9 protein-coding genes and 4 pseudogenes are annotated in these 10,888 nt (G+C 65.2%); 8 read left to right on the forward strand and 5 right to left on the reverse strand.

The window, feature by feature from the left end:
• A partial coding sequence (locus RHBS_RS17385) for a DNA-3-methyladenine glycosylase (protein WP_374700627.1) occupies window positions 1-411 on the reverse strand: 411 nt, incomplete at its 3' end.
• A 451-nt stretch (window positions 412-862) separates the two neighbouring features.
• On the opposite strand from RHBS_RS17385, the pseudogene RHBS_RS32325 reads away from it, so the two are divergent.
• The 5 genes and pseudogenes from RHBS_RS32325 to RHBS_RS32330 form a co-directional block, all read left to right on the forward strand.
• A pseudogene (locus RHBS_RS32325) lies at window positions 863-1,303 on the forward strand (MFS transporter); the annotation flags it as partial.
• Window positions 1,304-1,514: 211 nt separating this feature from the next.
• Window positions 1,515-2,094, forward strand: a pseudogene (locus RHBS_RS17395) (ribonuclease H).
• Window positions 2,095-2,265: 171 nt separating this feature from the next.
• On the forward strand, window positions 2,266-3,522 hold the full coding sequence (locus tag RHBS_RS17400) for a hemolysin family protein (protein WP_306303547.1): 1,257 nt from the start codon (window positions 2,266-2,268) through the stop codon (window positions 3,520-3,522).
• A complete protein-coding gene (locus RHBS_RS31835; protein ID WP_306303548.1) occupies window positions 3,486-3,671 on the forward strand; it encodes a hypothetical protein in 186 nt (61 codons plus the stop codon). Before RHBS_RS17400 ends, RHBS_RS31835 begins: the two co-directional genes overlap by 37 nt.
• Window positions 3,668-4,680 (forward strand): annotated as a pseudogene (locus RHBS_RS32330) (hemolysin family protein). Before RHBS_RS31835 ends, RHBS_RS32330 begins: the two are co-directional and overlap by 4 nt.
• A 9-nt stretch (window positions 4,681-4,689) precedes the next feature.
• Here the strand turns inward: RHBS_RS32330 and RHBS_RS17410 are convergent.
• Both RHBS_RS17410 and RHBS_RS17415 read right to left on the reverse strand, forming a co-directional pair.
• On the reverse strand, window positions 4,690-5,574 hold the full coding sequence (locus RHBS_RS17410) for a pirin family protein (RefSeq protein WP_121871411.1): 885 nt from the start codon (window positions 5,572-5,574) through the stop codon (window positions 4,690-4,692).
• A gap of 87 nt (window positions 5,575-5,661) precedes the next feature.
• On the reverse strand, window positions 5,662-6,066 hold the full coding sequence (locus tag RHBS_RS17415) for a hypothetical protein (protein ID WP_128646109.1): 405 nt from the start codon (window positions 6,064-6,066) through the stop codon (window positions 5,662-5,664).
• A 316-nt stretch (window positions 6,067-6,382) separates the two neighbouring features.
• Here RHBS_RS17415 and RHBS_RS17420 point away from each other — a divergent pair, with 316 nt between their 5' ends.
• Window positions 6,383-7,654, forward strand: a complete 1,272-nt coding sequence (locus RHBS_RS17420) for a diguanylate cyclase (RefSeq protein WP_183130295.1) — start codon at window positions 6,383-6,385, stop codon at window positions 7,652-7,654.
• Here RHBS_RS17420 and zapE read toward each other — a convergent pair.
• Window positions 7,599-8,528, reverse strand: coding sequence for a cell division protein ZapE (zapE, locus tag RHBS_RS17425; protein ID WP_121871408.1), 930 nt, complete (start codon window positions 8,526-8,528; stop codon window positions 7,599-7,601). The genes RHBS_RS17420 and zapE overlap by 56 nt on opposite strands.
• 60 nt (window positions 8,529-8,588) lie before the next feature.
• Here zapE and RHBS_RS17430 point away from each other — a divergent pair, with 60 nt between their 5' ends.
• A complete protein-coding gene (locus RHBS_RS17430) occupies window positions 8,589-9,149 on the forward strand; it encodes a TetR/AcrR family transcriptional regulator (protein ID WP_121871407.1) in 561 nt (186 codons plus the stop codon).
• 62 nt (window positions 9,150-9,211) lie between these two features.
• Window positions 9,212-10,241: pseudogene (locus tag RHBS_RS32335) on the forward strand (glycerophosphodiester phosphodiesterase family protein).
• 10 nt (window positions 10,242-10,251) lie between these two features.
• Here RHBS_RS32335 and RHBS_RS17440 read toward each other — a convergent pair.
• Window positions 10,252-10,888, reverse strand: a 637-nt coding sequence (locus tag RHBS_RS17440; RefSeq protein ID WP_128646111.1) for an SDR family NAD(P)-dependent oxidoreductase, incomplete at its 5' end; no start/stop codon positions are given.

The following is a 10,888-nucleotide window of genomic DNA, read 5'->3' on the forward strand; positions in this document are numbered from 1 at the left end:
CATTCCCGACGCCTCCTCCAGGCGCCCGGCCGCGCAGGCGGCGCGGACGATGGTCTTGGACCGGGCCGGATCGACGTTGGCGCGGTGGTACTCCCACGACGGGATGCGCCGCCACACGTCGGGTGTCGGGAAGACGAACATCGGCTTCGGTGTCGGGCCCGGTGCCTTCTCGCCGAACTTGCTGATCAGGTAGCGCCACGATCCGAAGGCCGAAATTCCGTGTACGCGTTGCTCGATGATCGCCGGGATCAAGGCCTCGAGCACCAGCCCGGTTCTACCCAGTCGCAGGTGCGGCAGCTGCCGATGGGCCTCCTGGAGAATCGGGTGCTCGGGAGCGAACAAGGTGGCATCGTCGTGCAGGCCAAGCAGGGCGGGAGCCGCGTCCAGCAGTTCGGGTGCGCCGGGCCCCACGCTCGTACTCGAACGCCGGTCGGCGAGGTCTGGTTCAGGCGGTACGTCACCGGTCCCGAGCTCATTCTCGACGTGCGCCAGACGGTGCCGTCCTGGGCGGAATCGTAGGTGGGGTCGCCGCGGCCACGACGCAGCGGCGACACCGACATCCGAACGTCGATCCGCTGCTCGGACGTGACCAGGCGCGCGACCCCGTCGGAACCGGCATCGTCGGGCATCGGTTCGTCACCTCCGAAGGGTCGTGGCCAGGCGGACCGAGTGGGTTCTCGGCAGGGCGTCGATCGACACGATTGCAGTACCGACGGCAAGATACATAGTGCCCCGCCCAGCGCAGGATTACCGCACAGCCTCCCTCGCGGCGGCCGGTCCCATCGGCACCATCAGGAGGATCTTCGTGACTCGATCGCGCGCAGCCGCGTTTGTCGGAGTTGCCTACGCGTTCGTCGTGGCGATGATGGGCACGACCATGCCGACGCCGCTCTATGCGCTGTACGAGATCGAGTTCGGCTTCTCCGTGTTCGTCGTCACCTTGGTGTTCGCGGCGTACGCGGTCGGTGTGCTCGGTGCCCTGCTGGCCTTCGGGCGGTGGTCGGATTCGCTCGGTCGTCGTCCGATGTTGTTGGCGGCAATAGGGTTCGGGTTGATCAGTGCTGCGGTGTTCGTGAGTGCGGATTCACTCACGGCCTTGGTGATCGGGCGGGTGCTGTCCGGGTTGTCGGCGGGAATCTTCGTCGGAACCGCGACGGTGACCCTGATCGAACTGGTGCCGGACGCGTGGCGGGATCGAGCTCCGGCGATCGCCACGGCGGCCAATATCGGCGGCCTCGGCCTGGGCCCGCTGGTGGCCGGGTTGCTGGCCGAATACCTTCCGCACCCGCTACGCCTGACCTGGTGTTCTCCGCGCTCATCGCAGCGCTCGCGGCGGTGGCGTTCGTGTTGCTCACCCTCGACGGCAGGAAGGCCAGGGCGTCCCACTACGCCTGACCCGGACGGCGGTGCGCCGGAATCGATTCGCGGTGCCGCGCAGTCGATTGCCAAGTACCTCGGTGTTCGTGCGCGAGTCACCCGGAGTTTGTCGGTGCCCCGAAGTAGGGTCTGAGACCGTGATCATCGTGAGTACGGACGGCTCGTGTCTGCGTAACCCCGGCGGAGCAATCGGGTGGGCGTGGGTCAACCACACGGGGCCGAGCAACTCCGGCGGTGAGCCCTCGGGCACCAACCAGGTCGCCGAGCTCAGGGCCCTGCTGGAGGCGGTTCTGGCTCACCCCCGGCCCCGAGCCGCTGTTGATCGAATCCGATTCGCAGTACGCCATCAAGTGCGCGTCCGAGTGGCTCGCGGGCTGGAAGCGCAAGGGCTGGAAAACGGCGGGTGGTACCCCGGTGCGCAACCTGGAGCTGGTGCAGAGCATCGAGCGCGCCATCACCGAACGTGAAGGTCCGGTCCGGTTCCGGTGGGTCCGCGGACACGTCGGCAATCACTTCAACGAAGCAGCCGACGCCTTGGCCGGGGAGGCCGCGCGGGCTGTGGCCGCAGGGGGTGCGGTGTCACCTGTCGCAACAGCACCCACGAAGACAGCACCTGTGAAGACGGCACCCGCCCCGTCAACTGCCGCTCCTTCGTCTCCGGACCCGACGGCGCGTGAGGCGTCGACGTCCGACGACGCGGTTCCGACGCTGTTCTGATCGGGCATCCCGCCTGGACGTGGGAATTGCGCACCGGCAGTCGATAGAATCACGACATTCCACTCGAATCGGATTCTCTGACACCGGAGGCGTCGAGCGCACTGTGCACTCACTAGATTTCTTTCGGCCACCCGTGGCCGCTGCTCCGGCCGCTCGTTCTCGCGTGATCGCATGGTGATCACCGCGTTACTCTCCTTGCTCCTCGGCTTCGTGCTCACCGCCGCGATCATCGCGGCCAATGGATACTTCGTGGCCCAGGAATTCGCCTACATGTCCGTCGACCGGGCGACGCTCCGTACCGGGGCCGAGAAGGGCGACGCGTCGGCCGAGCGGGCACTGAAGGTCACCAAGCGCACCTCGTTCATGCTGTCGGGCGCGCAGCTGGGCATCACGGTCACCGGTCTGATGGTCGGCTACGTGGCCGAGCCGTTCATCGGCGAATCGCTGGGCGAGCTGCTGAGCAGTGCCGGAGTTCCCATCGCGGTGGGTATTTCGATCGGCACGGTGGGCGCTCTCGTGCTCGCGACCGTCGTGCAGATGATCTTCGGCGAGCTCTATCCGAAGAATCTCGCCATCGCGAACCCCGATCCGCTGTCCCGACGCCTCGCCCGGTCGACGCTGATCTACCTGGCCGCGTTCGGTTGGTTGATCACTTTCTTCGACAAGTCCTCCAACGCGATGCTGCGTCTGCTGCGCGTCGAACCGGTGCACGACGTGGACAGCAGTGCCACCGCCAAGGATCTCGAAAGCATCATCGAAGATTCCCGGGCCAGCGGGGATCTCACCGAGGATCTGTCGTTGCTGCTCGACCGCATCCTCGACTTTCCGGAACGCGATGTGGAGCACGCCATGATCCCGCGCAGTCGGGTGGACGCAGTCACCCCCGCCACCGCCATCGGCGAGATGCGGGCGCGGATGGTGCGTGCGCACACTCGCTACCCGGTGATCGGCGACCGTGAGGAGCCGATCGGTGTGGTGCAGCTGGCCGAGGTATTGGCCGCTGCCCCCGACGACAGCCGTTCGGTCACCGAGATCATGCGAGAGCCGCTGATCGTGCCGGAGTTGATGCCCCTCGAGGATGCCCTGGAGTTGTTGTCGAGTACCAAGAACGAATTGGCATGCGTGATCGATGAATACGGCGGATTCGCCGGCGTACTCACCATCGAGGATCTCGCCGAGGAACTGGTCGGCGAGATCACCGACGAGCACGACGAGGACATCGCCGGGGTGGAGGATCAGGAAGACGGAGTGTGGCTCATGGACGGCGACGTCCACGTCGACGAGGTCGAACGCACCATCGGTCGCGACATGCTGTTGCCGAGAGGCGACTACGAGACGCTCGCCGGCCTGCTCATCGCCGAGGGCGGGAATCTGCCCGAGTCGGAGACACGGTGCGAATCGACCTCGCGGTGTTCGGGGCCGACCTGATGGAAGAGGTACCGCCGCGTCCGTCGCTGGAAGTCGAGGTACTCGAGGTGGACCGGCACGTGCCGAGTGAGCTGAGAATCAGACTTCACGAGGATTCGCCGGACGGCAGCGAGGATTCGCCGGAGTCGGACGAGGAGACGGACCGATGAACGCGTGGGTCGTCGTCGCGGTGACGGTATTGCTCATCGCACTGAGTGCGTTCTTCGTCGTCATCGAGTTCGCTCTGCTCGGTGCCCGCAGGCATCGACTGGAGGAGAAGGCAGGCACGAGCCGATCCGTGCGGGCTGCGCTGCGCGGAATGAACGAGTTGACGATCATGCTGGCGGGCGCGCAGCTGGGCATCACTGCCTGCACCTTCGCGCTCGGTGCCGTCACCAAGCCCGCCGTCGATTCGTGGCTGGGTCCGGTGTTCACCTCGTGGGGTGTGCCGGGCTGGTTGGCCGGAACCGCCGCGTTCGCTCTGTCGCTGTTGCTCGTGACGTTCCTGCACCTGGTGGTCGGGGAGATGGCCCCGAAGTCCTGGGCCATCGCGCATCCGGAACTGGCCGCCACCATCATCGGACTGCCGTCTCGGGCATTCGTCCGCCCCTTCCGGCTGTTCCTGGTGTGGGTCAACAAGATCGCCAACAAGCTCGTCGAACGGTCGGGTGTGGAGCCGGTGGAGAGCGCTGCGGTCGGCGGACGCGACGCCGAGACCATCCGCAACCTCGTCGAGTACTCGTCGCAGGTCGGTGTACTGGAACCGGAACTGCAAACCCAGATCACTCGGGTGATCGAACTCGAGACACTGACCGTCGAGAAGATCACGGTGCCCGACTCCAAGGCGACTTCGGTGCCGCACGGTTCCACTGTCTCCGATGTGCAGGCGGCGGCGTTGCGCTCCGGTCACCTTCGGGTACTGCTCACCGACAGCTCCGGCGCGACGCCCGGCGTCGTCCACGTGCGGGACACGTTGCTGGCCGGCGTCGGTGAACCGGCAGCGACTACGCACGGGAGGCCTACACGGTCGACGGTTCGACACCGGTGTACGAGTTGCTACGGCAGATGCGCAACCGCAGCGTTCAGCTCGCGGTCGTCGAGACCAATGGACGGTTCCTGGGCATCGTCACGCTCACCGACGTCATCAAGCGGGTGCTGCCCACGGCTCCTGCTGCCTAGCAGGAGGATTCAGCCGCGCGGTTGCATCCTGCTGTTGGGTAGCGGTGGTGCGTGCAGTCGAGATCCCGGATAGCCCTCGACGGTGCCGAACTGCTCGCTGCCCCGCTCGTAGGCGGCCCGGTACTCGACGACGTCCTCGTGGCTGCGGCCGACGAAGTTCCACCACATGACGATCTGCTCTCCGAACGGCGGTCCGCCGAGCAGCAGCATCCGTACCGGCTCTCGGGTCGGATTGTGCAGATCGAGCGTCGAACCGCCCGGTTCGCGGTAGCCGAGATCGGCTGCGGAAAGGGCGGTCTCGTCCATCGTCACGGCACCCTGATCGACGATGACGCCGTGCTCGAACGTCGGGTCGACGTCGAGGGTGACGCGGGCGCCGGCGTCGAGCACGATCTCGGCTCCGAGAAGTGGGGTGAACGTGGACACCGGCGAGGTCTCGCCGAGCAGTGAGCCGAGGAACACTCGTGCGGTCAGCCCCTGGCTCGTGTGGGTCTGTGGCACGTGGTGCTCGAACGTCGGTGCGGTGAAGCGAGATCGAGCCGGAAGGGCAACCCACAGTTGCATGCCGTGCAGAATCTCGGTCTGCGGAGTGGAGGTCTCGGAATGACTGATGCCGTGGCCGGCCGTCATCAGGTTCAGTTCGCCGGGCCGCACCACGGCATGTGATCCGACGCTGTCGCGGTGTTCGATCTCGCCGGAGAACAGCCAGCTGACGGTCTGGAGTCCGGTGTGCGGATGGGGTGGCACGTCCATCGACGAGGTGTCGGGCCCGTAGTGGTCGGCGAAGCACCACGCGCCGATCAGTGACCGCTGCCGCTGCGGGAGCGTGCGCCGAACCTTCAGTGCTCGGGGGCCGCCGAGGGGAACCTCGCGTGGGGTGAGAATTTCGATCACGTCTGCTCCTGATGGCACGAAAGTTTTGCGCTCGAATCGACTACCTGGAACAACCGGAATGCGACGAGGGGTGTTCCCGGCCCGGCACTACCCGACGAGTGACGCGGTTTCGCTGAGCAGCCGCACGTCGTAGGACTCGGCCGCGCCGTGCACCTCGGTCGATCCACCGTGGACCGTGTACAGCACCGCGTACGAGGTGAAGGTGACGGCCGGAGTGGAGCCTGCGGAACGACCCGAGACCTGGCTGTCGTCGGAGTCGAGGGTGACGCGTGGCAACACGACCAGCAGGTGGGTCCGATTACCGTCCGAGAGATTCTCGACGACGGTACGAACCTCGAAACCCAGGTCCGATCGGGTGACGTCGGTGGACTCCAGCGTCTGTCCGCTCAGAACGAGCTGCGCCGCCCAGACGCCGGCGGATCGATGGGCATCGACGGTTCCGATGATGTCGTCGCCGGTGAAGGCGTAGTGATTCGCTGCTGTGAAAGGCATGGTCACAGGCTATTCCTCGGGTCGAAGAGAAACCTGGGAAAAATTTCTCATCCGAAACCCATCCACCTCGAGAGAGGCTGCGAATTCACAATGAGACACCCGCTACTGCTGTCGCCCCCGACCGCCGTCAGTAGTGGGTGTCTCCCTTTGTATGTGTGGGGAGGGCGTCCACGATCGCGACCGATGCCTCCGGGGTTCGACTCCCGATTCCTCCGCCCGGCAGCCGTTCGAGACCGGATCAGGAGATTTCGGGCGAGCCGAAACGGTGATCGGTACGCTTTCGGACCTGGGCAGTTCGTTTCACAAGGGAGCCCTCATGCACGAAGACTTTCGATCGCCCGCATCGCGGCACGGCGAGCGATCGAATGCGTCCTCACAACCACGGTCGATGCGGGCGCACGGTAAGGCGCGTAGTCGCCACCGCAAACGGTCGACCACGATCTCGCCGCCGAGGTCGGTCTCGAGTATCACCGTTCCGCCGCTCGGACCCCAGCCCAGTGCGGCTCAGGTTCTTCGCCACTGGTTCGCTGCTCCGCACGATTTCGACTGGATTTTCGTGCACAAGTCGACTCGTCCGCTGCACCGATTGATCCGAGTCGTCTTCGCGAGCTGTACAGCTCTGTACGCCGCCGTGTCGATGCTGATGCTGGCTTCGCCGAATGGACCGACCGGAACGGGTCCTGTCGCCTACGTGCTGTTCATCCTGGTTCTGCAGTTCGCCGTCATCGTGTGGTTGCTGTTCGGGCCGCTGCCGGACCGTAAGTGGCAGGTGGTGACTTTTCTGGTATTCGGCGATGTCGGTCTTGCGTCGGTGATTCTTCTCGATGTCCCCACGTCGGCGCTGATCGGCACGTTCCTCTTCGCGTTGACGGGGTCGATGTGCACCTTCTTTCTCGGTCCGAGACTGCTCGTCGCCCACCTGGTGTTCGCCAATCTGGTGATCGTCTACATCGGGGTTGCCGCGTACGTGCAGGGCTTGTGGGGTCCCTGGGATGCGATCGCCGCGGTGCTGGTGGCCGGAGGTGCGACGTCGGGTGTCCCGATCTTCGCCCAGATCGCCTGGTCCTTGGTATGCGAGGACGCACGGCAGTCCGAGATCGATCCGCTGACCCGAATGAAGAACAGACGCGGACTGCAGAATGCCATCGAAGACCTGCGGATGGTCGCCCACCGCGAGCAGTTGGCATTCGTTCTCGTTCTGGTCGACATCGATCGGTTCAAGAGCGTCAACGACCGCTACGGACACGACCAGGGCGATGCCGTCATCGTCCTCGTTGCCGACCGTCTCTGCGACCACCTCGGAAAGTCGGGGGTGGTGGCGAGAACCGGAGGTGAGGAGTTCGTAGCCGTCCTCGTCGGCGAGACGGAACAGTTGTGTGAACTGGTGCTCGAGGTGAGCGGCACTCTGACGAATTGCTCGGATCCGATACCGGTCACTGTGAGCGCAGGCGCAGTCGTGATCGCTCCTGATTCGGACGCATGGACATCAGGGGTGGATGTGGTCAACGACGCGACGCGCGCGGCGGATTCCCTCATGTACCGAGCGAAGTCGGACGGTGGAAATCGAACGGTGCTCGAGACGATGTAGACGGGCCCAATTCGCTGAGCCTGCTGACCAATCGATCGGTGTCGAGACCCGCACATCCTACGGCGAATTCATCCAACGGCACGAGGGCGTGGAAGTCGACCCGCACATCGCGGTCGTAGGCGACGTCCACGAGATTCGCGAACCGCTGAGCGGCGAACTCGTCGACACTCGCGAGTGCGGGGATCTCGGTGACGGTCAGGCTCGTTGCTTCCTCGAACATCCGGAGGTAGTCGCCCGTCGAACGAGCGGCGCAGCACAGATCGGCAAACGAGTGACCATCCGACACGCGCGCGAGACTCCAACTCCCCGACGCGAAATGCGAACCGCTGGTGCCGACGGCACGGTAATCGACGGGACCGCCGACGCAGATCACCTCGAGATTCTTCTTCAGCTTCTCGATCGTCGGAACGAAGGTCGGGTGGAACAGCGGATTGGGCAGCAGATTGTCGGGGGCGTAGTTGGAGGTGACGACCAGAGCGACCCCGCGGGCGAAGAGGGCGTCGAGCATGCGCGTGATGAGCCGGGCGTCGCCGATGTCGTGGACGTGGAACTCGTCGAAGCACAGCAGTTCGGCCTGCAGTCCGGTGTCGTCCGTCGAGAGGATGTCGTCGATGGCCGCATCGATGGAGAAGCGGTGCCGAAAGTAGGCAGCGTGCAGGTCGCGGAAGAAGGCGTGGAAGTGGACGCGCTTCTTCGCGGTGGTCGCGGCACCGGCGAAGTAGGCGTCGAGCAGCCAGGTCTTTCCACGGCCGACCGGACCCCACAGGTAGACGCCCCTGGTGCCGGGGGTCGAGAGCGCGTCGGCGGCCGATGCTTGAGCGTCGTCGAGGGTGAAGTCGGCGTCGAACGTGTGTCGCGGTGCGATCGGCCTCATGGATCGAACCGTACGCCGACGCCCTCTACTTTTGTAGAGTGGGTGTGTAGGGTCACGATCATGGATCGCCGAACAGTCATCGCAGATGCGGCCCTCGAAGTCATCGCGCGCGACGGCCTGCGCGCGCTGACGCATCGGGCGATCGATTCCGCGCTCGACTACCCGGCCGGGTCGACGTCCTACTACTTCCGCACCAAGTCCGATCTGTCGGCGGCGGTTGCCGCCCGTCTCGTCGAGCTTTCGCGCGCGACGTTCCTCGATATCGCCGGTGCCGAGACTGACGTTGCCACGGTCATCGCGCGGTATCTCCACGATGCGCTCACTCATCGCACGATCGAGCTTCGGGCCCGCTACGCATTGATGCTGGATCCTGCTGTTGCGCAGGATGTTCGAGACGTCCTGGCTCGATCGTTCTTCTCGGTCGAACGGGCGCAGGCGCTGTTCGCCGAACCCGCGCACGGAGACGGCCTCGTCTCGCTGTGCGAGGGTCTGGTGGCCGATGTCGTGTTCGGGCGCCGCTCGTCGAAGGATGTTGCAGCGCTGCGGTTTCCGATCTCCGTCTACCTCGAGGGTGCCGGGAGTTCACTGCGAGGGAACTCGGTGGACACCGACCTTCCGTAGCCTCGTCGAGCATGCGATTCGGTAAGTACTTGCCCCTGGTGTGCATTCCCCTCGCGGTGTCGATGGGGTGCGGAACGGACTCGGCAGTAGACCCAGCGTTGCCGGAAGAGTCGTTCGATCTGCAGGCGCATCGCGGCGGCCTCGGTCTGGTCACCGAGAGCACCATCGAATCGTTCACCAATGCACTGCAACTCGGGGTGAGCACCCTCGAACTGGACACACAGATCACCGAGGACGGCATCGCGATCGTCACCCACGACCGCAAGGTCTCGGACAGCAAGTGCGTCGACACCGGTGCGGTCACACCGGGAGACCCCGAGTTTCCGTACGTCGGGAAATTCGTGAACACACTGACACTCGCGCAGATTCGCACTCTCGACTGCGGAGCGCTGACGCTCACGGACTACCCGGAGCAACGACGCGTCCCCGGCGCTCGAATGCCGACCCTCGTCGAGGTGCTGGACCTGGTGAAGTCGGCCGACGCACCGGGAGTGAAACTCAACGTCGAGACCAAGGTCGAGGCGGGTAGCCCTACCGAGACGGCCCCGCGCGAGCAGTTCGTCGACACGGTTCTCGCGACCATTCGCGACGCGGGCATGCTGGACAGGGTCACCGTGCAGAGCTTCGACTGGGGTGCCCTCACATTGGTCCGCGAGGCCGAGCCGGAGGTACCGGTGGTCGCACTGACCAACGGTGACTTCCTGCAAGTCGGCCAGGACGGTGCATCGCCGCCAGGAGTGGAGCCTGTCGGAACGACCATCGAAGTGGCTGGGTGGAATCGACATCGACGACTTCGGAGGGGATGCGATCGCCGCGATCGATTCGTTCGGGGCGTCGGCGTACTCGCCGGTGCAGGGGACCCCGCAGAACGGCAAGGTCGGCGATCCCGACTTCGAGCTCTTCGTAACCCAGGACATGGTGGACTCCGCCCACGAGCGCGGAATTCGAGTGATCCCGTGGACCGTCGACGATCCCGACACGATGCGTGCACTGATGGATCTGGGCGTCGACGGCCTGATCACCGACTACCCAGACCGGTTGCGTGCCGTCATGAGCGAGCGCGGACTTCCTCTGCCCGCGCCCGCCAGGTGACGGTCCCCGGTCAGAACGGGAAGCCGACTCCGGTCAACTTCTCGCTGGCGTCCCACAACTGCGCGGCCAGAGCCGGGTCCTGTGCGGTCTTGGTCATGCTCGCTTTGCCCGGCTTACCGCGCGTCTCGAACAGGGACTTGGGGCCGCTGTACGTGCCGCCACCCGCAACGTCGACTGCGTAGAGCGTGGGACGAGCTCCGGCACTGGCCGATTGCGAAAAGATCTTCAGTCCGATCGGAGCGAGAGTGGACAGGATCTTGTTGCTGCCCAGGCCGTCGGGGCTCGAGTACAGCTCGGTGGCCGAGATTCCGGGGTGGGCGGCGTTGCTGGTGACCTTCAGTCCGGCCTTGTCGATCCGGCGCTGCAGTTCCAACGCGAACAGGATGTTGGCAAGCTTGGAGTTCGCGTACCCGCGCTGGGGGTTGTATCCACGTTCGAGCTGAAGATTGTCGAAATCGAGCTTGGGGCCCTGCCGGTGCGCGACGGATGCGATGGTGGTGATCTTGGCGTCCGCGGCGAGCTTGGGGAACAGCAGGCCGGTCAGGGCGAAGTGGCCGAGGTGATTGGTGCCGAGCTGGAGCTCGAACCCGTCCGCCGTCTCGGTCCGCATTGCGGGCATCATGACGCCGGCGTTGTTGATCAGTACG

The organism is Rhodococcus sp. BS-15 (assembly GCF_000813105.1).
Taxonomy (GTDB): Bacteria; Actinomycetota; Actinomycetes; order Mycobacteriales; family Mycobacteriaceae; genus Rhodococcoides.

What these genes read in the sequence shown, in the direction of transcription:
- RHBS_RS17430 (WP_121871407.1), top strand. Translation starts at nt 8,589, where the DNA reads ATGGATCGCCGAACAGTCATCGCAGATGCGGCCCTCGAAGTCATCGCG.
- RHBS_RS17420 (WP_183130295.1), top strand. Translation starts at nt 6,383, where the DNA reads ATGCACGAAGACTTTCGATCGCCCGCATCGCGGCACGGCGAGCGATCG.
- RHBS_RS17415 (WP_128646109.1), bottom strand. Translation starts at nt 6,066, where the DNA reads ATGCCTTTCACAGCAGCGAATCACTACGCCTTCACCGGCGACGACATC.
- RHBS_RS17400 (WP_306303547.1), top strand. Translation starts at nt 2,266, where the DNA reads ATGGTGATCACCGCGTTACTCTCCTTGCTCCTCGGCTTCGTGCTCACC.
- zapE (WP_121871408.1), bottom strand. Translation starts at nt 8,528, where the DNA reads ATGAGGCCGATCGCACCGCGACACACGTTCGACGCCGACTTCACCCTC.